The sequence below is a fragment of the Mesorhizobium sp. M3A.F.Ca.ET.175.01.1.1 genome, from assembly GCF_004791945.1.
GTDB lineage: Bacteria > Pseudomonadota > Alphaproteobacteria > Rhizobiales > Rhizobiaceae > Mesorhizobium.
In genome coordinates, this window is the sequence record NZ_SRTP01000002.1 from 38,975 (window position 1) to 58,591 (window position 19,617).

Annotated in this window: 19 protein-coding genes; 10 read left to right on the plus strand and 9 right to left on the minus strand. The window is 65.9% G+C overall.

Annotated elements, in window-relative coordinates; all coding sequences use genetic code 11:
• Positions 1-86: 86 nt before the first annotated feature.
• The 5 genes from EN818_RS04830 to EN818_RS04850 form a co-directional block, all read right to left on the minus strand.
• Positions 87-1,451 (minus strand): NAD(P)/FAD-dependent oxidoreductase, encoded by a 1,365-nt coding sequence (locus EN818_RS04830; RefSeq protein ID WP_095804898.1) that lies wholly within the window; start codon positions 1,449-1,451, stop codon positions 87-89.
• Positions 1,442-1,744, minus strand: coding sequence for a (2Fe-2S)-binding protein (locus tag EN818_RS04835; RefSeq protein WP_095804289.1), 303 nt, complete (start codon positions 1,742-1,744; stop codon positions 1,442-1,444). Before EN818_RS04835 ends, EN818_RS04830 begins: the two co-directional genes overlap by 10 nt.
• Entirely contained in the window at positions 1,741-3,726 is a 1,986-nt protein-coding gene (locus EN818_RS04840; protein ID WP_095804290.1) for a hydantoinase B/oxoprolinase family protein, read from the minus strand. The genes EN818_RS04835 and EN818_RS04840 overlap by 4 nt, the downstream gene beginning before the upstream one ends.
• Positions 3,727-3,730: 4 nt before the next feature.
• Positions 3,731-5,809 (minus strand): hydantoinase/oxoprolinase family protein, encoded by a 2,079-nt coding sequence (locus EN818_RS04845; protein ID WP_095804291.1) that lies wholly within the window; start codon positions 5,807-5,809, stop codon positions 3,731-3,733.
• Between the two features lie 90 nt (positions 5,810-5,899).
• Positions 5,900-6,805 carry a LysR family transcriptional regulator gene (locus tag EN818_RS04850; RefSeq protein WP_095804292.1) on the minus strand — a complete coding sequence of 302 codons (906 nt, stop codon included), beginning with the start codon at positions 6,803-6,805 and terminating at the stop codon, positions 5,900-5,902.
• A 108-nt stretch (positions 6,806-6,913) separates the two neighbouring features.
• On the opposite strand from EN818_RS04850, the gene EN818_RS04855 reads away from it, so the two are divergent.
• Positions 6,914-8,032 (plus strand): FAD-binding oxidoreductase, encoded by a 1,119-nt coding sequence (locus EN818_RS04855; protein ID WP_095804293.1) that lies wholly within the window; start codon positions 6,914-6,916, stop codon positions 8,030-8,032.
• Positions 8,033-8,112: 80 nt separating this feature from the next.
• Positions 8,113-8,511, plus strand: coding sequence for a hypothetical protein (locus tag EN818_RS04860; RefSeq protein ID WP_095804899.1), 399 nt, complete (start codon positions 8,113-8,115; stop codon positions 8,509-8,511).
• A 186-nt stretch (positions 8,512-8,697) separates the two neighbouring features.
• Here EN818_RS04860 and EN818_RS04865 read toward each other — a convergent pair whose 3' ends face one another.
• Both EN818_RS04865 and EN818_RS04875 read right to left on the minus strand, forming a co-directional pair.
• On the minus strand, positions 8,698-9,132 hold the full coding sequence (locus EN818_RS04865; protein ID WP_095804294.1) for a hypothetical protein: 435 nt from the start codon (positions 9,130-9,132) through the stop codon (positions 8,698-8,700).
• A gap of 619 nt (positions 9,133-9,751) precedes the next feature.
• Positions 9,752-11,239 (minus strand): ATP-binding protein, encoded by a 1,488-nt coding sequence (locus EN818_RS04875; RefSeq protein ID WP_135904105.1) that lies wholly within the window; start codon positions 11,237-11,239, stop codon positions 9,752-9,754.
• Between the two features lie 213 nt (positions 11,240-11,452).
• Between EN818_RS04875 and EN818_RS04880 the strand changes: the two genes are divergently transcribed.
• Together EN818_RS04880 and EN818_RS04885 are read left to right on the plus strand one after the other, a co-directional pair.
• Positions 11,453-11,707 carry a hypothetical protein gene (locus EN818_RS04880; RefSeq protein WP_095804296.1) on the plus strand — a complete coding sequence of 85 codons (255 nt, stop codon included), beginning with the start codon at positions 11,453-11,455 and terminating at the stop codon, positions 11,705-11,707.
• A gap of 235 nt (positions 11,708-11,942) precedes the next feature.
• Positions 11,943-12,308 carry a RidA family protein gene (locus EN818_RS04885; RefSeq protein ID WP_095804298.1) on the plus strand — a complete coding sequence of 122 codons (366 nt, stop codon included), beginning with the start codon at positions 11,943-11,945 and terminating at the stop codon, positions 12,306-12,308.
• A 19-nt stretch (positions 12,309-12,327) separates the two neighbouring features.
• On the opposite strand, the gene EN818_RS04890 is transcribed toward EN818_RS04885, so the two are convergent.
• Positions 12,328-12,525, minus strand: coding sequence for a hypothetical protein (locus EN818_RS04890; RefSeq protein WP_095804299.1), 198 nt, complete (start codon positions 12,523-12,525; stop codon positions 12,328-12,330).
• A 128-nt stretch (positions 12,526-12,653) separates the two neighbouring features.
• Positions 12,654-14,444, minus strand: coding sequence for an NAD(P)/FAD-dependent oxidoreductase (locus EN818_RS04895; RefSeq protein ID WP_095804900.1), 1,791 nt, complete (start codon positions 14,442-14,444; stop codon positions 12,654-12,656).
• Between the two features lie 264 nt (positions 14,445-14,708).
• Between EN818_RS04895 and EN818_RS32565 the strand changes: the two genes are divergently transcribed.
• Genes EN818_RS32565 through kdpC form a run of 6 tightly spaced genes read left to right on the plus strand, consistent with a single transcriptional unit; the run spans position 14,709 to position 19,597 of the window.
• Positions 14,709-14,867: a hypothetical protein gene (locus EN818_RS32565; protein WP_165349997.1), complete on the plus strand. Its 159-nt coding sequence runs from the start codon at positions 14,709-14,711 to the stop codon at positions 14,865-14,867.
• A gap of 15 nt (positions 14,868-14,882) precedes the next feature.
• On the plus strand, positions 14,883-14,972 hold the full coding sequence (locus tag EN818_RS04900; protein WP_095804300.1) for a K(+)-transporting ATPase subunit F: 90 nt from the start codon (positions 14,883-14,885) through the stop codon (positions 14,970-14,972).
• Positions 14,973-14,993: 21 nt separating this feature from the next.
• Positions 14,994-16,697: a potassium-transporting ATPase subunit KdpA gene (gene kdpA / locus EN818_RS04905; RefSeq protein ID WP_095804301.1), complete on the plus strand. Its 1,704-nt coding sequence runs from the start codon at positions 14,994-14,996 to the stop codon at positions 16,695-16,697.
• 1 nt (position 16,698) lies between these two features.
• The gene (locus tag EN818_RS04910) at positions 16,699-16,929 is read left to right on the plus strand and encodes a hypothetical protein (RefSeq protein WP_095804302.1); all 231 of its coding nucleotides are present in this window, start codon (positions 16,699-16,701) and stop codon (positions 16,927-16,929) included.
• Positions 16,926-19,022, plus strand: a complete 2,097-nt coding sequence (gene kdpB / locus EN818_RS04915) for a potassium-transporting ATPase subunit KdpB (protein WP_095804303.1) — start codon at positions 16,926-16,928, stop codon at positions 19,020-19,022. The genes EN818_RS04910 and kdpB overlap by 4 nt, the downstream gene beginning before the upstream one ends.
• A gap of 11 nt (positions 19,023-19,033) precedes the next feature.
• A complete protein-coding gene (kdpC, locus tag EN818_RS04920) occupies positions 19,034-19,597 on the plus strand; it encodes a potassium-transporting ATPase subunit KdpC (protein WP_095804304.1) in 564 nt (187 codons plus the stop codon).
• The last annotated feature ends 20 nt before the right edge of the window (positions 19,598-19,617 follow it).

The following is a 19,617-nucleotide window of genomic DNA, read 5'->3' on the forward strand; positions in this document are numbered from 1 at the left end:
TGCGTAGCGGTTTTCCGTCCGGAATTGCGGCAAAAGTCCCCGTGAAACGGTGAACTGCTCTAAGGTCCGTTGCCTCCGAAATCGCATCAGTCTTCCCGCAGAAATGCGCCGATGGGCACGGGCCGGACAGGAGCCTGCCCACGGAACCGGCCGACGGCGTCGGGCGTGCAGCCGGCTCTCGCTGCGACGAGTTCGGCAGCCGCCAGTTGGCAATAGCGCCCCTGACAACGCCCCATGCCGACCCGTGATATTGATTTGACCCTGTTGGCCTCGCCGCCGAGATCCGCGCCGTCGCGGACGGCTCCGGCGGTCACGTTCTCGCAGCGGCAGGCGATCGCGTCGTCGGGGAGTGCCCGCACCATCGCGGCCGGCCACGGGAAGGCGCGGGCCAGCCCGCGGGCAAAGCGTTCCAGCCGCGCCAGCTTGCGCAGATCGGGGCTGGCCGAGGGGGTTCGATGCCCGAGATCGGAAAGGCACGCCACCGCAGCCAGTCGTCCCGCGATCTCCGCTCCGTCCGCCCCAAGAAGACGGACACCGTCGCCTGCAAGGTAAACTCCATTGCCGGCCCGGCCCAACTCGTCGGTCTTCGGCAGCCACTGTTGCCACTGTTCGTCATAGGCGAAGGCGCATCCCGCAAGGTCGGCCAGATGCGTCTCCGCCCGCAGGTGCCAGCCCAGGCCTATCATGTCGCAAGGTGTGAAACGCTGGTGTCCGCCGGCATCGCGCCAGCGCAAGGCGGTGACACCCTGCCCCTCGCCCTCGACCCGCTCGGGCGTCACGCCGGCATGATAGCGGCGGCCGAGCCTCATCCGCAGGGCCAGGCCGCGCAACGCCACCACTGGCCGGGCGGCCAGCCCCAAGAGGCCCCGCATCTGCTGGCGCCAGGAGGAGGTATCGAGCACCGCCGCCACATTGGCCCCAGCCTTGACAAGCTGCGCGCCGACCAGCGTCAGCAAGGGCCCCGATCCGATCAGCACGATCCGCCGCCCAAGGGCCACGCCCTGCGCCTTGAGCGCAATCTGCGCAGCGCCAAGGCTGTAGACGCCGGCGTGCTGCCAGCCAGGGACCGGAGCGACTCGGTCGGACGCGCCGGTGGCGAGGATCAGGCGGTCATAATCGATGACCTGAACGCCACCCTCTCCCAGCAGGTGCAGTTGCCTTCCATCCGCGGCGATGACCGAGCTGCCGGCGCAAAAAGTGAGCCGCCCCTCTTCGGCCAACCGGTCGAAGAGGGCATGCAGCGCCCGCGCCTTCGCCGCTTCGGACCCATATAGCTGCTCTGGCGTGCGGACGAATCCGGCAGGCGGGCGGCGATAGATCTGCCCGCCCGCGCGATGCCCCTCGTCGATGACCACCGGGTGAAGCCCGGCCTCGACCAGCGTCGCGGCCGCCCTTATGCCGGCCGGACCGGCGCCCACGACGACGATCCGCGGCGCCTCGCTCACGGCCAGTTCTCCGGCGGCGTCGTGCGCAACCGCATGCCTGCAGCGACAAGGGTTGTGCAGGCGCGCAGGCGCGATCCCGCTTCCTGCCACACCCAGCAATCCTGGCAGGCCCCCATCAGGCAGAAGCCGGCGCGTGGCTCGGGGCCGAACTCGGAGTGCCGCAGCGCGTGCCCTGACGCCAGCATGGCGGTCAGCACGCTGTCGCCGGCCAGCGCACCACGCATCTGCCCGTCAAGAAAGAACTGCACCTCTGCCCGGTCGCGCTCGGCCAGCCGGACGATGCGGCCGGCCGTGGTCATTCCGCGGCCTCTCGCACAGCGTGCGGCCGCGGCAGCTCGGGAAAGCGCTCGCAAACCGCGTCGAAGGCTGCCTGCACGCCCTCCGGCCCGGAGCGGCCTTTCATGCGGCGGAAGATTTCCGTCTTGGCAAAGAACCGCCAGTGGATCGGCAGCGCATCCAGCAAAGCGTGAAGCCGGTCATAGGCAGCGGACGTCCACTGCGCTTCGTAGCCGTCGCGCTCCGGACCGAAATGGAAATGTCCGTCGGACGGCTTTTGCCGCGCGCGCAATTGCTCCGTCGCCTTCTCGTCGATCTCGCCGTCGCGGATGGCGACGCCGTAGTCGCTCTCGGCCGCTTGCGGCGAGACATAGCCGCGCCGTACGTCCTGCGCGACCCGCCAAGGCTCGCGCTGATGCGGATTCCCGCGCCCGCCGCCGCCGGCCGAGCGGATCTCGAGCACGTCACCGGGCTGCAGAACCGCCGTGTCGATATTGCCCAGCCGCCGCTCGTGGCCGCTGCCCGGATTGACGACCATGTCCGACAGGCCGGCCGCCTTGCCGCCCAGCACGCCCCAAGGTCGGAAGAAGCTGCGGTCACGATTGCGCGCCGTGATCCTTGAGTCAGGGGCAAAGACCCGGAAGGCCATCTCCGTCGCCAGCCCGCCGCGCCAGCGGCCCGCGCCGCCGCTATCCTTGGCCAGCCCGTATTTCACGAATTCGACCGGGGTCTCGGTCTCGGTGATCTCGATCGGCGTGTTCTTGAGATAGGCGGCATCGGCGCCCGACCCGTTGGTGCCGTCGCGATGCGGCATCGCGCCGCCGCCACCCACCACCGGGTTAACCGCCGCGATGACGGACCGGCTGGTGCGCTCATCGATAGTCATCACGTTGACGATGCAGTTGTTGCCGGCCGGGGCCGCCGGCAGCCGTTCCGGCACCGCTTGCGAGAAGGCGCCGAAAATGACCGAACGCAACCGGGCGCAGGTGAGCGAGCGCATGCCCACAGCGGCAGGGTGTACCGGATTGAGCACCGAACCTTGCGGGGTGATGCAGGTGAACGGCCGGGTCAGGCCGGTATTGAGCAGGATCTTCGGGTTGAGCGTGTAGAGCACGTAATAGACGCCGACCAGCAGCATGGTGTGGCGCGGATCGCCTCCCGAAGGCACGTTGAGCGAGGAGCCGAGCTGCGGATCGGAGCCGGTGAAGTCGAGCACCGCCTCATCGCCTTTGATCGTCAGTCTCAGCTTCAGCCGGCAGGGATTGGCCTCGACCGAATCCTCGTCGGCATAGTCGGCGAACTCCCAGGTGCCGTCGGGCATGGCGCGCAGCACGTCGCGGGCCTGCGCCTCGGCATGATCGAGCAGAGCGGCGACGCCTTCGACGAAGCCGGCCTTGCCGAACTTCCGCACCATCGCCTGGATCTTGCGCTCACCGGTGTTGAGCGCCCCGACCAGCGCCTTGATGTCGCCGATGTTGAGGTCGGGCTTGCGCACATTGGTGCTCATGATGCGGAGGATCGTCTCATCGAAAACGCCCTCCCGCACCAGCTTCATGGGCGGGAAACGGATGCCTTCCTGATGGATTTCCGTCAGCGCCCGGCTGAGCGAGGCCGGCACCGCACCGCCCATGTCGGTGTTGTGGATATGCCCCCCGGTCCAGGCGACGATCTCGCCGTCGACGAAGACCGGCTTCCACAGATGCGTGTCGGGCGCGTGCGTGGCGACATGACCGGAATAGGGATCGTTGGTGAAGGCGACGTCTCCGGGCCGGTAGTCGTCGACCATCGCGATCGCGCGGTGATAGGAAAGCCCCGGATACCAGGTGGCGCCGAGCTCCATCGGCACGGCGAAAGTTGCCCCTGAACGGTCCATCAGCATCACCGTGAAGTCCTGCGTCTCCTTGACGAAGGCGGAGTGCGCGGTGCGGTGCAGCGTGTGGGCCATGTTCTCGGCGGCCGCGCGGGCATGGTTGGCCAGAACCCGAAGGTTTGTGCGGTCGAACATGTCGTCACTCCGCGAAGGTCAGCAGAAGGTTGAGATGGCGGTCGACGCGCGCCTGCGTCCCCGCAGGAATGACGAAGGTGGTGTCTTCCTGCACCACCACGGCAGGTCCGTGGAAGGTGCTGCCGGGTACGAGCGTCTGCCGGTCGTGGAGGTCGACGGTCTCGACGCTCAGGCCGGTATAGACAGGCAGCCGGCGCGCCGGAACGGTCGCAGTGTCGATCTCGTCGATCTCCGGGAAGGAGAGCGCCGGACCTGCGCCTATTGCCGACAGTCGGACGTTCACAAGCTCGATCGCGCCCTCCGGGTCATGGAAATCGTAAAGCTGCTCATGTGTGCGGTGGAAGGCTTGCTCGATGCCGGCGGCGTCATCGTCGGCCAGCCATTCTTGCGAAAGGACGACCTCGATCTCATAGCTCTGCCCGACATAGCGCATGTCGCAGGAGAGATTGAGTTGCGCGGTCGCATCGTGCCCCTGCGCCGCGAGCCAGTCGCGGCCCTCTTGCGCCAGCACCTCGAAGGCTTGGCGGATCGCGGGCAGCGACGCGGCCGATAGCGGGCTGAAAATGGTGCGGATGAAGTCCCCGCGCAGATCCGCCACCAGCCCGCCCAGTGCCGACACCACGCCGGGGCGGCGTGGCGCCATGACACGCTTCATGCCGAGCTCGCGCGCGAGGAAGGCGCCGAGCATGGGGCCGCCGCCGCCGAAGGGCATCAGCGTGAAATCGCGCAGGTCGACGCCGGCGCGCGAGGCGAGCTTCTCGACCCCGACGAACATTTCCGACACCGCGATGTCGAGGATCGCCTGCGCGGTCTGCTCGAGCGGGCGGCCAAGCCGGGCGGCAAGCGTGCCGACCGCACGATGCGCCAGCCCGGTGTCGATCCTGAGTTGGCCATAGGCCATCTCGCTGTGGCCAAGCCATCCGCACACCACCATGGCGTCCGTCACCGTCGGCTGCGTGCCGCCGCGACCGTAGCAGGCTGGCCCCGGCGTCGAGCCCGCCGACTCCGGCCCGACCCGCAGCACGCCCTGCGCATCGACGCTGGCGATCGAGCCACCGCCGACGCCGATCGAGCTTACCGACACCGACGGGATATGGAGCGGAAATTCGCCGATCAGCTCGCCGGTCCCGAACTGCGCCTCGCCGCCGATGATGAGCGCGAAGTCGGCCGAGGTCCCGCCGATGTCGAGGGTGAGCACCTTGTCTTCGCCGGCCTGACGCGCGAGCCAGGAGGCGCCGATGACACCCGAGGCGGTTCCCGACAGCAGCATGTTCACGCAGGCACGCTTGCCCTCGGCAGCGTTCATCAGCCCGCCGTTCGACTTCGTCAGCATCGGGCGGGCCGGCACGCCGCGGCCGTTCAGCCGCTCTTCCAGCGCCGTCAGGTAGCCGGAGACGCGCGGATGGACATAGCCGTTGAGAATGGCGGTCGAACTGCGCTCATATTCGCGGATGACCGGCCAGACCTCGGCCGAAGTGAAGACGAAGAAGTCGGGCGCAAGGCCTGCGATCGCCGCCTTGACCGAGGCTTCCTGGGCTGCGTTGCGCCAGGCATGCAGGAAGGCGACGATAATCCCTTGCGCCCCGTTCGCTTTCGCGGCAGCGACCGCGCTTTTCACAGCCGCCATGTCAGGCGCCTGGGATTCGCTTCCGTCGGCACGCATGCGCGCCGGAATGCCGAAGATCATGTCGCGCGAGATCAGCGGGTCCGGCCGCGAGCAGAACAGCGAATACATATCGGGCATGCGAAGCCGCGCGAGTTCGATCACGTCCTCGAAGCCGGCATTGGTGAACAGCGCGAGCGGCGCGCCCTTGCGCTGGATGATGGTGTTGATGCCGACGGTCGTGCCGTGCACGAAGCGCGTCGTATGGGTGGGATCGAACCCTTCGCGTTCGGCCAGAAGGGTGAGACCCGTCATCAGCTCGGCGCCCGGATCTTCCGGCGTCGTCAGCACCTTCAGCGAAGCCACTCGCCCGGAATTTGCTTCGAGCGCACAGAAATCGATGAACGTCCCGCCGATATCGACGCCGACTTTCCAGTCGGCTCCGTTCCGCGCTGCATCCGTCGCGATGCCACCATCCATGATGCGTCCCTTCCTGTCTGCCAACCCGAAGCTGACACAACTGGATGGTTCGGGTCCAAGACGTTTGATGGGCAAGGATATAAGCCTTGCTTATGCTCCTGGGTGCTGTCGATCCAGGATGGCGGCACAGGCCGCGCGAATTTCATCCCGCATCATCTCATCGGCCCGCGAAAGCGCCCGGGCGCGCGAGGTGAGCAGCGCGATCGGGAACTCCGGTCCGGCCGCCAGCGGCCTCACGGCAAGCCCGGCAAACTGGTGCCATGGCAGCAGCGCGTCGACGAGGGCGATGCCCAGGCCGGCCTGAACGAAGCCTACCGCGGAGATGGAGACGTCGATCTCCAGCGACGGCGAAAGCGCCGCGCCCTCAGCGCGGGCCGCGTGGGCCAGTTCGTCGGCCGGCCGGGTGTTGCCGCGATAGGAGATCAGCTCCTGCCCGACCAGATCGGCGAGCGTCAGCTCGGTTTTCCTCTGCAGCTCATGCCCGGCGGGCAGCAGGCACGCGAAGCCGACGCTGCCGATCACCTCCGCCTCGATGTCGGGAGGCAAGCGGTCGTCCATGGCGACGCCGAGGCTGGCATCGCCGGCGCGCAGCATGTCGACGATCGCGGCGATCGGCGCGCTATGGGAGCGCAGCAAGATGTTGGGATGCTGCGCCCTAAATGCGGTGAACGCGCGCGGCAATATCGCCATGGCCGGCGGCGGCGAGGCCGCGACCCGCACCAAGCCCGCTCGGCCGAGACGCAGGTCGGTGGTCTTGCGGCGTAGGCCCTCGAGCCCGGCCGACAGCCTCTCGGCATCGGGAAAGATCTCAAGCGCCTCCGGTGTCGGGCGCAGCCGGCCCTTCACCCGCTCGAACAGCGTGAAGCCGAGCTCGTCCTCGGTGTGAAGCAGCACCTGGCTGAGCGCCGGCTGCGAGATGTTCAGCATCCGGGCCGCGGCGGTCACGGTGCCCGCGCGCATGACGGCGATGAACACTTCGAGCTGCCGGGCCCGCATTGCCACTCCATAGGTAAAGCTTATGGCTCTTGTCCAAACCCATCTTTGACGCAATGCCACGGCGGCGACAAGATCGCTCAATGGGTCGGGTGTTCTCAAGGGGCCGCTATGGATGTGATCGTGCTGGGCGGCGGGCTGATGGGAACGGCCTCGGCCTATTTCCTCGCCAGGCGCGGCGCGCGCGTGACGCTCATCGAGCGTAACCGCATCGGCACCGGGGCGACGGTTGCCTCCTTCGGCAATATCCGGCGCACCGGGCGCCATCTCTCTCAGCTCCCGCTCGCCCACCGCTCGCTCAGCCTGTGGGGCGAGGCCGAAGAAATGCTTGGCCGCGACGTGGAGTTCCGCGCCACCGGTCATATCCGGCTGATATTCGATGAAGGCGGACTTGCCGACATGCGCGCCTATGCTGAAGCCGCGCGACCCTGGGGGCTTGGGCTGGAGGAACTCGGCCCGCCCGAGATTCGCGCCCGTTTTCCCGGTCTCGGTCCCGACGCGATCGCGGCCTCGTTCTCGCCGCAGGACGGCAGCGGCAACCCGCGGCTGATCGCCCCGGCCTTTGGCGAGGCCGCCCGTAAGCTCGGCGCGCAAATCATCGAGGAAGCTGCCGTCGGGAAGATCGAGCACACGGGCTCCGGTTTCCTGGTCGCCACTTCAAAAGGTTCCTTCGGCGCCGGATGCCTGCTCAATACGGCCGGGGCCTGGGGCGCGCGCATCGCCGCTGCGTTCGGCGAAGAGGTTCCGCTTGACGCGCGCGGTCCGCAGATGGGCGTGACCGAGCCACTGCCCTACCGTGTCCTGCCGGTGGTCGGCATCTGGACGCGCGACAAGGAGTATGGCGCCTATCTGCGTCAGGTCGAACGCGGCAACATCGTTTTCGGCGGAGCAGCCGAAAGGGTAGCAGTGGACCTCGATCCGGGCCATGCAGTCGCCGACCCCATGCGCCTGCCGGCGCAGTTGCGCGCCGTCGCGCGGCTGCTGCCGGCAATCGCAAAGGTCGCAGTCATCCGTACCTGGTCCGGCTGCGAGGGCTATATGCGCGACATGCTGCCGGTCATGGGCCGCTCGGCGACGACGCCGGGTCTGTTCCATGCCTTCGGCTTCAGCGGACACGGTTTCCAACTGGGTCCTGGCGTGGGCGACGCCATGGCCGAGCTCATCACCACCGGCCGATGCGAAACGCCGCTCGATGATTTCAGCATCGATCGCTTCAGCCGCGCCGCCTGACGTGCGCCGATTCCTTCGCCGGAACCATCGCCCGGCACAAAGGTTCAGTCCTCAGACTTCGAGCCATGGAAGGAAAGACGATGCGAACGTTGACGATGCTGCTCGCTCTTTCAACCTTTGCCCTGCCGCAGCCCGCTCTCGGCCAACGCGCCGATCCGCAGCCGCCGCAGACCTTGCCGCCGGCTGGACAGCGCTCGCCCGAACCGGCGCAGCAGCCTAGGCAGGGCAATCCAAGTCAGGGCGTCACCAAGGTCATAGTGGTCGCGATGGAAGACCTGCCGGCCGAGATCAAGGCCCAGGCTGAAGCCATTGTGACCAGGACGACCGCACAGGACTTGGCCAAGCTGCAGAACTCGGTCGATGCTTCGCCCGAAGCGGTTTCGGTTCTGCGAGCGAATGGCCTGAACTCCTCTCAGGTGGTCGCCGCCAATATCGATGGCGACGGCACGTTGACGCTGATCATCCAGGCAACGACCTGATCGGCGCGCTTGCGGCGCGATGCCCGACCGCCACTGCGGCGGGGGGCACAGTTAAATCGCAAAACGAGCAAAGGGCGACAGGCCGCCCTGCCGGCCCCGTGAAGAGGTCCGGCATCTCCCCCGCTCCCACGAGGCCGCGGCCCTGCCTTGAGAGGCCTTGCCTCTCAAAGAAGGTCAGTCGTCTTCTCAGCGCAGGAACACGCCGCGCAGCCAGGCAAAGAAGCCGGCGCCCGGAGAGATCGCCGCGCGGACGCGGGACGCAGCCCAGCGAGCCGGCAGGCTGGCGCCGACATGGCAATGGCAGACGACTTCGTGCAGTTGCCAGTCGCTGAGCTCGAAGAAGCGTTTCGCTTCACCGTAGCTGTCGTCCTTCAAGCCTTGCGCGCGAAAGACCGGATCTTCGAAGGCGACGGTCATCGGCGAGCCAGCCGAACGCATCTTCTCGCGTACGTCGGGGGTCGCGTATTCCGTGCCGGCAAGCGCGGTCAGGCGTCGGCCCGGATCCTGCTCGAGAAGTTGTGCCCAGCGTTCGAGGCGCTGGCTTCGATTGGCGAAAAGAACCGTCGCTTCGGTGCGAACGTCGGCAACGGCATTGAGTTGGTCAACGGTTTGATGCTTCACGGCCGCCTCCTATATCGGCAGATGCCCTCCAAAACCATAAATGGAACTAAGGCGCGGCGTGTGGCCGGCAAGGGCCGGATGCACGATGTGATGAAATGACAACACGCGCTGGCGATGCTTTCGACAATGGGCGGGTTCGCACCGGGAACTATCGGCCGTCGTGATCCGTTCTGCCAACCTCAGCCTTCGCCACGCAATCCGACGAGAAAAGCCGCAAGGCAGCGCGCTGCGTCTTGGTCGCGCCAGCAGGATCTTCGGTCCTAGCGGATCCGACTTCCCTGCCGGCGCCCTGAGCGAAAGGAAAAATCACCTTGGCCATCCTTCCCAATCCCGACCCGACGCCTATACCGACTCCGCCGCCGATCCCCGACCCGAAACCGATGCGCGAACCGGACCCGGAACAGCTTCCGGACGAACAGCCTCTCCCCAATCCGGATGAGAACGATGCGCCACCGAAGCGCCTGGGAGCCGCCCATGCTTCATTCCTGGGGCAGAACAAATACTTGGACAAGGTCGGCCCTTCTCTCGGGGTTGAGGCCCAAGTCTGCAGGAGCCGATGAGAGGCGGTGGTCGCGCGGGGGGCTAGGCCGCTCTACTGAACTGGCGCCACTCCACGTCCCTAACCGCCTTGCGCCTCTGCGGCATTCGGGTCGCCGGGCGCCGTCGCCCAGGCAAGTTCCACCAGCGTCACCGTCCGACGCCCGGCGCCGTCGATCTGGCAGACGATGAGGCCTTGCTCCTCGATATAGTCGAGCAGGCGACGCGCCCGGCGAAGCGAATGCGAGCCATAGGCCCGTGCGATGGCCGGATCGCTCGGACAGGGCTGGCCCTCCTTCGCAGCGCGCGCGATCATCATGAACACGCCCTGCATGTCCTCGGGCAGAAGCGAGGCGCGCACCGAGACATCGCGCCAGGCGTCGTCCTCGGCCATGTCGGAGCCGACGCCGGCGCGGGCGCGCGTCAGCATGCGCCGAAACTCCGAAAGGTCGGGCACGACCGAGGCGAGCCCCTCGATCCGGCAGCGAACCACGAATTCCTGGTAGAGCACGCCGATGACGCGAAAACCCGCGTCAGGCTCGGCAAGTATCGCGCGCAGGATACGGTCCATGCGCTCGCGCCGCTCGGCCAAGTCCTCGGCGCTCGGCGCCGGCTCCGCCGGCTCGGGACGGATGTCCAGCGGCGCGGACTTGGCCGCCATCAGTTGGTCGAGCAAGTCCTGCGAGGGCCGGCGCTGCGGCCGGACCGTCTCGGGCGGCGGCGCCGCGAGAATGATGGCGCGCGCGTCCTCGAGCGCCGCCTGCGGCAGCGGCATCAGCCGCGGCGTGCCGTTGCGCGGCTGGGTTTCGGTCGACCCGATGCGCACGCCAAGCGGCCTGCGCGACAGGGCCGGGCCGAGCGCCATGAAATGCCCGCGTTCGAGGTCGCGAAAAGCCTCCGCCTGCCGCCGCTCCATGCCGAGCAGGTCGGCCGCCCGCGCCATGTCGATATCGAGAAAAGTACGACCCATGAGGAAGTTGGAGGCCTCGGCGGCAACGTTCTTGGCGAGCTTGGCCAGCCGCTGCGTGGCGATGATGCCGGCGAGCCCGCGCTTGCGTCCGCGGCACATCAAATTGGTCATGGCGCCGAGGGAAAGCTTGCGCGCCTCGTCCGAGACCTCGCCGGCGACGGCCGGCGCAAAGAGCTGCGCTTCGTCGACCACGACCAGCATCGGATACCAATGGTCGCGCGCGACCTCGAACAGCCCGCCGAGGAAGGCGGCGGCGCGGCGCATCTGGTTCTCGGCGTCGAGCCCTTCAAGATTGAGCACGGTCGAGACGCGGTGGATGCGCGCCCGCTCGCCGGCCGCCTGCAGGCCTCGTTCGGTGTGATCCTCGGCATCGATCACCAAATGGCCGTAACGCTCGCCGAGCGAGACGAAGTCGCCTTCGGGATCGATGATGGTCTGCTGCACCCAGGGCGCGCTCTGTTCCAGCAGCCGGCGCAGAAGATGCGACTTGCCTGAGCCCGAATTGCCCTGCACCAGCAGGCGGGTCGCCAGCAGTTCCTCGAGGTCCAGAGCCGCCGGGGCGCCGGCGCTCGTGTGCCCCATCTCGATCGCAACCGTCATGTCTCGACTCGACTAGTCTCCCTGCCCCGCAGGGCTTACCAACCGCAGCGCAATGCGTCGAGCATGGGGCGCGACCGTCGCGCGGTGTTCCACACCTATGGGCTGGTGTCGGCAGCTGGCGCCAGCCTCTCTGGTCGGACCACCATTTCACTGGCGCAATCCAACCATTGGCGTATCATCCTTCCGGGGAGGGTTCATGGCAGGAGGAGGCCAATGAACGTCGCTGCGGAAGTGGTCGTCGTCGTCACGGCGGCGCAAGATCTTGTTTCGTGTGCGCTTTCGAAATACCGCGCCGGCGACACCATCTCGACCCGCGCTATGCTGGACGCCGTTCGCCGCTCCGATCCGGCCTGTGAAGACAGCGACGATCACCTGATCGAGCTCATCGTCATGACCGCCGTTGGTAAGACCATGGCTGTCGTGTTCGATCACCGCTCGGCCGAGGAAAGGCTGCCGCGCATTTCCTGAGATCTTCGTTCATCCGAACTGGGTAGCTTCTCCCTCGAAACTTCCTGAAGCCTGTGCCGGCGTTGTTGGTTCGATGCTCCCGCGGAGGATCCGCTCCCGTCGGAAGCAGGGGCTCTGCAGGTCGGAGACCACCGGCTCTCCAGCCCCTATCAGGATCGCGCCGACAAGCGTAAGGGTCCCGAACATAGAGAGCCGCGCGAGTGCGGTGGACTTCATTCCGAACAGGAGGCTTTCCTTGCCAAAGCAGTGTTTTGGGACTTCGCATGTCCCGCTCTCGCCCGCCGTGCGCGCCGGCGACTTCGTCTATGTCTCCGGTCAGGTGCCGGTGGGACGCGACGGGATGGTGGTCAAAGGCGGCATCGCCGAGCAGGCCGAGCAGGTGCTGCAGAACGTCAAGGCGGCGCTGGCGCTCGCCGGCTGCACCATGGACGATGTCGTCAAGACCACGGTATGGCTCGAGGATGCCCGCGATTTCGGCACCTTCAACACCGTTTATGCCAGGCACTTCCCCAAGGACCCGCCGGCGCGCACAACGGTGGAGGCGCGCCTGATGATCGACATCAAGATCGAGATCGAGGCCGTCGCCTACCGGCCGGTCTGATTGCGAAAATAGCGACGTTTCATCCGGCGGCGCCAGGCAGGGACGATGATGGAATTGCGTAAAATCCGAAGGCGATGGCCATCTTCATTTCCATCCAAAACGAGGCGATCAAAATCAGGAAAAACAGCCGGAAAAGAAATTTGCGGCTGACCCTTTCACGCAAGAGCAGGCAGACGACAGCTGCGATGCCCGGCCGCAGCAAGCGCCAGCAGATCAATCACAACGCTTCGCGACGACATAGTGCCCTCTCCAATGGAGCGGAGTTCGTGACGCGAACGGCTCGCCTCGTGGGACGGCCCCGCGCGCTTCTGTGCCGGACGGGCCTGACCGCGTAAGACACACAGGTCACGGCCTGGCATTGCTCGGCTCGCCATAGACCGGTGTCGCGATTCCTTCCATGCGCGCCTTGAGCTGCAGCGCCACGAATTTCGAATAGAAGCGCGACAGCGCCAGATTGCCGCCGTGAAACCACAGCGCTTCCTGCGCCGTCGGCTTCCACATGTTGCGCAATTCGCCCTGCCATGGGCCAGGATCGCCCTTCACGCCGGAGCCCAGGCCCCAGCACGGGCCGACCTTGTCCGCGACCTCGCGCGAGACGATCGTAGCCACAGTCTCGTTCATCGACTGGAAGCCGGTGCAGCAGACGATCGCATCGATAGCGAGCTCGCTGCCGTCCTCGAACAGGATGCCTTGCGGCGTCAGCGACTTGATGCCGGCGCCGCTCCGCACGCCAATCTGGCCGTTGATGATCAGTTCGCAAGCGCCGACGTCGATATAGAAGCCCGAGCCGGTGCGGTAGGCCTTCATCAGCAGCCCGGTCTCGTCCTCGCCGAAATCGATGGCGAAGCCGCTGTCGCTGAGGCGCCGGTAGAATTCGGCATCCCGCGCACGGATAACGTCGTAGAGCGCGCGCTGCCCCTTCGGCACCAGCGCAAACGGCGTCGAGGCGACGATCAGGTCGGCCTTGTCCGTCGTGATGCCGCGCGCCAGCGCCTTTTCCGAGAAGATCTCGAAGCCGACTTCCATCAGCGTGTCGGACTTCACCACTGTCGTCGGCGAGCGCTGGACCATGGTGACCTCGGCGCCCGCCTCCCAGAGGTCCACGCTGACGTCATGCCCCGAGCTTGCCGCGCCGATCACCGCGACGCGCTTGCCGCGGAATTTTTCGCCGCTGGAATACTGGCTGGAATGCAGCAATTCGCCCTTGAAGCTCTCGGCGCCAGGCAAATCGATCCTGCGGGGCGGCCCGTAGGCGCCGGTGGCGAAGACGATGTGCTTGGGCTTCAGCGTCATGCGCTGGCCGACGCGGTCGACCACCACCGTCCAGACCTTTTCCGCCTCGTCATAGGCAGCGCTGATGCATTTGGTGGCGACCCAGTAGTTCAGTTCCATCACCCGGGCATACATTTCCAGCCAATCGCCCATCTTGTCCTTGGGCGTGAACACCGGCCAGTTTTCCGGGAACGGGATGTAGGGCAGATGGTCGTACCAGACCGGATCATGCAGCACGAGCGAGCGATAGCGGTTGCGCCAGGAATCGCCGGCGCGCGCGTTCTTCTCGATGATCAGGGCGGGAACGCCGAGCTGCCGCAGCCTTGCGCCGAGCATGATGCCCGCCTGGCCGCCGCCGATCACCAGGCAATAAGGCTGCTCGTGCACGCCGAGGTCGCGCGCCTCGCGCGCTCGGGCTTCCGCCCAGGTCTCGCGCTGAGGATCGGCCTTGTGGCGCAGGCCAAGCGGCCGCGCCGGGCCCTTCCGCTCCTCGAAGCCCTTGAGTTCGCTCATCGCCGTGAGCAGCGTCCGGCAGCGGCCGTCCTTGAGGCGCAGAATCCCCTCGCCGCGCGCCACGGCCGTCTCGAAGGTGAACCAGGCTTCGACCACGCCATCGTCGGCACTGGCTTCGCCGGACAGGCGCCAATGCGATGGCTGCGCCGTCGCCAGCGTCGCCGTCAGCATCTCGCGGATCGCCGCCTGCCCCTCCATGGTCTTGACGTTCCAGGTGAAGCTTAGCAGATCGCGCCAGTAGCAATCGTCAACGAAAAGGCTGGTGACCGCCTCGATCTCGCCTGCCTCGAGCGCACGGCCGAAGGACGCGAGCCAGGTGGCTGCCTGCTGTGATGGTCCGATGTCGAGCATTGTCGTCTTTCTTGCCGGCCGCGCCTGCGCCGCCTTCACTCATGTCAGCCGTCGCCAAGAACCTAGCATATTTGCGATTGCTCGCTCCTGACCATAGCCAATGTCGACAGGCCGTCCGCGTCGCCCGCCCGGCGTCTTGATGCTCAAAATGCGCGCAGCATGCCGGCAGCCGAAGTCTTTATAGAATTCCTATACCTTTTCGCTCCGCCCCGTCTCGAACCTTTATGGCGACAGGCTCCATATTCCGTTCCGAAAAGACTCCCTTTGACCGCCGTCATCGCCAAGGTGACGCGCGACTGCGTGCAGCTTCGAGAGCCAGAAACGAAACAAGGAACATCTGCAATGGACCTCATTGTTCTTGGCGTCGGGATTTTATTCTTTGTCCTGTCCTTAGCCTACGTCAAAGCCTGCGACAGAATTTGAGAGGAAGCCCCGGCAATGCTTTTCGATTACACCCTCGGCGGCGCGGTCACCTTGTTCCTGCTTGCCTACCTCACCTACGCGCTCATTCGCCCAGAGCGCTTCTGACCGGCGCATGGGAAGCTCATCATGACACTCAATGGCTGGATACAGATCGTCGTCTATTGCGCGATCCTGCTCTTGCTGGTGAAGCCGCTCGGCGGCTACTTGCACCGCGTCTTCAGCGGTGACCGCACCTTCCTGTCGGTGGCGCTTGTACCGATCGAACGCAGTCTTTATCGCCTCGCCGGAACGAGCCAGAATCAAGAACAGCACTGGGCCGCCTACACGACCGCCATGCTGCTTTTCAACCTCGCCGGCCTGCTGGTTCTCTATGCGCTGCAGCGGCTGCAGGGCCTGCTTCCCTACAATCCCGCGGGAATGACCGGCGTCGACCCAGGACTTGCCTTCAACACTGCCGCCAGCTTCGTCACCAACACGAACTGGCAGAACTACGGCGGCGAAAGCACGATGTCCTATCTGGTGCAGATGGCCGGCCTGACCGTTCAGAACTTCGTCTCGGCCGCCACGGGAATTGCCGTCGCGATCGCCCTGATCCGCGGCTTCGCGCGCGCTTCCGGCAAATCGATCGGCAATTTCTGGGTCGATCTCACACGCTGCACGCTCTACCTGCTCCTTCCCGCCTGCATCGTGCTGACGCTCGTCTATGTCTGGCTGGGCATCCCACAGACGCTCGGGCCCTATGTCGCCGCCACCACGCTGGAAGGCGCCAGGCAGACGATCGCGCTCGGCCCGGTCGCCTCGCAGGTCGCCATCAAGATGCTCGGCACCAATGGCGGCGGCTTCTTCAACGCCAATGCCGCGCATCCCTTCGAGAATCCGGACGCGATCTCGAACCTCATCCAGATGCTGACCATCTTCGCCTTGGGTGCTGCTCTCACCAACGTCTTCGGCCGCATGGTCGGCAACCAGCGCCAGGGCTGGGCGATCCTGGCTGCGATGGGCGTTTTGTTCCTCGCCGGCGTAGTCGTCTGCTACTGGGCCGAGGCCGCCGGCAATCCGCTCGTGCATGCCCTGGGCATCGACGGCGGCAACATGGAAGGCAAGGAGACCCGCTTCGGCATCGCCTTGTCGGCGCTGTTTGCCGTCATCACCACGGCCGCCTCCTGCGGCGCCGTCAATGCCATGCATGATAGCTTCACCGCGCTTGGCGGCATGATCCCGCTCATCAACATGCAGCTCGGTGAGGTCATCGTCGGCGGCGTCGGCGCCGGCCTCTATGGCATCCTGATGTTCGTCGTCGTGGCCGTCTTCGTCGCCGGCCTGATGGTCGGCCGCACGCCGGAATATCTCGGCAAGAAAATCGAGGCCAAGGAGGTCAAGATGGCGATGCTGGCCATCCTGTGCCTACCGCTGGCGATGCTGATCTTCACCGCGATCGCAGTGGTCCTGCCGAGCGCGGTGGCCTCGGTGGCCAATGGCGGCCCGCATGGCTTCTCCGAGGTGCTCTATGCCTATACTTCGGCGGCCGCGAACAACGGCTCCGCCTTCGGCGGCCTGAACGGCAACACGCCCTGGTACAACATCACCATCGCCGTCGGCATGCTGATGGGTCGCTTCCTGGTGATCATTCCGGCGTTAGCCATCGCCGGCTCGCTGGCCGCGAAGAAGACCGTGCCCGCCTCCGCCGGCACCTTCCCGACCGACGGCATGCTGTTTGTCGGCCTGCTGGTGGGCGTCATCGTCATCGTCGGCGGCCTCACATTCTTCCCCTCGCTCGCCGTCGGCCCGATCGTGGAACACTTAGCGATGATCCACGGACAGACGTTCTGAGATGCCCTGGTTCAACAACATATTTCGGCACGATCGTCACCAGCCCGGTAACGGAAGATCTGACGGCGGCGGGGACGAGAAGCCTCGTCCTTTCCCGACTTTCTCCACCTTCCTCGGCATGGCTGCCGTACTGCTCGTGCTGTGGCTGCTGGCCTCCGGCCTTCCGCACCTCTTGCCGAAGGCCGAACAGCCGGCGCCGTCTAACATCACCGATACCGGAGCCGTCAAATGAGCCAGTCCAAATCCGCAAGCATCATGGATGCCCGCATCCTGATGCCCGCTATTGGCGGTGCCTTCCGCAAGCTCGACCCGCGCACGCTGATCCGCAATCCGGTGATGTTCGTCGTCGCCATCGTCTCGGCGCTTACCACCGTTCTGTTCCTCAAGGATGTCACCACCGGTGGCGGCGATCTCGGCTTCACCCTGCAGATCATCATCTGGCTCTGGTTCACCGTGCTGTTCGCCAACTTCGCCGAAGCCGTGGCCGAAGGCCGGGGCAAGGCGCAGGCGGATTCACTGCGCAAGGCGCGCACCGAGACCCAGGCCAAGCTGCTCACCAACGGCGAGGATCGCACGAAGTTCAAGCTCGTGCCCGGTACGAGCCTGAAGGTCGGCGATGTCGTGCTGGTCGAGGCTGGCGACATCATCCCTTCGGACGGCGAGGTGATCGAAGGTGTCGCCTCCGTCAACGAAGCCGCGATCACCGGCGAATCCGCGCCCGTCATCCGTGAATCCGGCGGCGACCGCTCGGCCGTCACCGGCGGCACTCAGGTGCTGTCCGACTGGATCCGCGTGCGCATTTCCGCCGCATCCGGCCAAACCTTCCTCGACCGCATGATTTCACTGGTCGAAGGCGCCGAACGCCAGAAGACCCCGAACGAGATCGCGCTCAACATCCTGCTGGTCGGCATGACCCTGATCTTCGTGCTGGCGACAGCGACCATCCCGAGCTTCGCTTCCTATTCGGGCGGCTACATCTCGGTCACGATCCTGGTCGCCTTGTTCGTGACGCTGATCCCGACCACGATCGGTGCGCTGCTCTCGGCCATCGGCATCGCCGGCATGGATCGCCTCGTTCGCTTCAACGTGCTCGCCATGTCGGGCCGCGCCGTCGAAGCAGCCGGCGACGTCGACACGCTGCTGCTCGACAAGACCGGCACCATCACGCTCGGCAATCGGCAGGCAACCGAATTTCGTCCGATCGGGGGCGTCAGCGAGCGGGAACTGGCGGATGCCGCCCAACTCGCCTCGCTGGCCGACGAGACGCCGGAGGGCCGCTCGATCGTCGTGCTCGCCAAGCAGATATACGGCATCCGCGCCCGCGACATGGCGACCTTGCACGCGACCTTCGTGCCGTTCACCGCGCAGACCCGCATGAGCGGCGTCGACATCGACGGCTCGTCGGTGCGCAAGGGCGCGGTCGATGCGGTGCTGGCTCACGTCAACCGGGCGACGGTCGCCGCCCGCGGCACGCGGCCCACAAGCGACGCCATTCGCGATCTGCAGGCCATCGCCGACGAGATCGCCAAGGCTGGCGGCACGCCGCTAGCGGTCGAACGCGACGGACGCCTGCTTGGCATCGTCCACCTCAAGGACATCGTCAAGGGCGGCATTCGAGAGCGCTTCGCCGAGCTGCGCAAGATGGGCATCCGCACTGTGATGATCACCGGTGACAATCCGCTGACCGCAGCGGCCATTGCGGCAGAAGCCGGCGTCGACGATTTCCTCGCCCAGGCGACGCCGGAGAACAAACTGTCGCTGATCCGCGAGGAGCAGGCCAAGGGCAAGCTGGTCGCCATGTGCGGCGACGGCACCAATGATGCGCCGGCGCTCGCCCAGGCCGATGTCGGTGTCGCCATGAACACCGGCACCGTCGCCGCGCGCGAGGCTGGCAACATGGTCGACCTCGACAGCGACCCGACAAAGCTGATCGAGATCGTCGAGATCGGCAAGGCGCTGCTGATGACACGCGGATCGCTGACTACCTTCTCGATCGCCAACGACGTGGCGAAATACTTCGCCATCATCCCGGCCATGTTCGCGGTCTTCTATGTCGCGCCCGGACAATCCGCCGGGCCGTTGCAGGCGCTCAACATCATGCATCTGGCGACGCCGCAGAGCGCCATTCTGTCGGCCATCATCTTCAACGCGCTGATCATCATCGCGCTGATCCCGCTGTCGCTGAAGGGGGTGAGGTACAGAGCCATCGGCGCCGGCGCGCTGCTCACCCGCAACCTGTTCGTCTATGGGCTCGGCGGCATCGTCGTACCGTTCGTCGGCATCAAGGCGATCGACCTGATCGTCACCGCCTTCGGCCTCGCGTAAGGATCTCTTCCATGCTCAAGCAACTCAGACCGGCGATCGTCATGATCGCCTTCTTCAGCGTGCTCACCGGCCTGATCTATCCGATCGGCATGACCGGCATCGCACAGGCGCTGTTTCCAAAACAGGCAAACGGCAGCCTGATCACCAGGAACGGCAAGGTGATCGGCTCCAGCCTGATCGGCCAAGCCTTCGCCAGCGATCGCTATTTCCACGGCAGACCCTCTGCCGCCGGCAACGGCTATGACGCTTCATCATCCGGCGGTTCCAATCTCGGACCGGCCAATCCGAAGCTGACCGAGCGCATCAAGGCCGACGCCGACAAGCTGAAGACCGAAAACCCGAATGCACCGGTGCCGATCGACCTCATCACCACGTCGGGCAGCGGTCTCGATCCCGACATCAGCCCGCAGGCCGCCTATTTCCAGGTTCCCCGGGTTGCGAAAGCGAGGGGCATCGACGAGGCGAAGGTGAAGATGCTCGTCGACAGCCATATTGCGGATCGCGAGCTCGGCTTCCTGGGCGAGCCGGTGGTCGACGTGCTCGCCCTCAACCTCGCGCTGGATGATCTGAAATAGGCAGGCAAAGCGCCGGGGAT

Excerpts from the sequence above, each read along its gene's own strand:
- EN818_RS04835 (WP_095804289.1), bottom strand. The coding sequence starts at position 1,744 with ATGACCACGGCCGGCCGCATCGTCCGGCTGGCCGAGCGCGACCGGGCA.
- kdpA (WP_095804301.1), top strand. The coding sequence starts at position 14,994 with ATGACACTCAATGGCTGGATACAGATCGTCGTCTATTGCGCGATCCTG.
- EN818_RS04880 (WP_095804296.1), top strand. The coding sequence starts at position 11,453 with ATGAACGTCGCTGCGGAAGTGGTCGTCGTCGTCACGGCGGCGCAAGAT.
- EN818_RS04875 (WP_135904105.1), bottom strand. The coding sequence starts at position 11,239 with ATGACGGTTGCGATCGAGATGGGGCACACGAGCGCCGGCGCCCCGGCG.
- EN818_RS04900 (WP_095804300.1), top strand. The coding sequence starts at position 14,883 with ATGCTTTTCGATTACACCCTCGGCGGCGCGGTCACCTTGTTCCTGCTT.
- EN818_RS04845 (WP_095804291.1), bottom strand. The coding sequence starts at position 5,809 with ATGGATGGTGGCATCGCGACGGATGCAGCGCGGAACGGAGCCGACTGG.
- EN818_RS04860 (WP_095804899.1), top strand. The coding sequence starts at position 8,113 with ATGCGAACGTTGACGATGCTGCTCGCTCTTTCAACCTTTGCCCTGCCG.
- kdpC (WP_095804304.1), top strand. The coding sequence starts at position 19,034 with ATGCTCAAGCAACTCAGACCGGCGATCGTCATGATCGCCTTCTTCAGC.
- EN818_RS04895 (WP_095804900.1), bottom strand. The coding sequence starts at position 14,444 with ATGCTCGACATCGGACCATCACAGCAGGCAGCCACCTGGCTCGCGTCC.
- kdpB (WP_095804303.1), top strand. The coding sequence starts at position 16,926 with ATGAGCCAGTCCAAATCCGCAAGCATCATGGATGCCCGCATCCTGATG.
- EN818_RS04850 (WP_095804292.1), bottom strand. The coding sequence starts at position 6,805 with ATGCGGGCCCGGCAGCTCGAAGTGTTCATCGCCGTCATGCGCGCGGGC.
- EN818_RS04910 (WP_095804302.1), top strand. The coding sequence starts at position 16,699 with ATGCCCTGGTTCAACAACATATTTCGGCACGATCGTCACCAGCCCGGT.
- EN818_RS04840 (WP_095804290.1), bottom strand. The coding sequence starts at position 3,726 with ATGTTCGACCGCACAAACCTTCGGGTTCTGGCCAACCATGCCCGCGCG.
- EN818_RS04855 (WP_095804293.1), top strand. The coding sequence starts at position 6,914 with ATGGATGTGATCGTGCTGGGCGGCGGGCTGATGGGAACGGCCTCGGCC.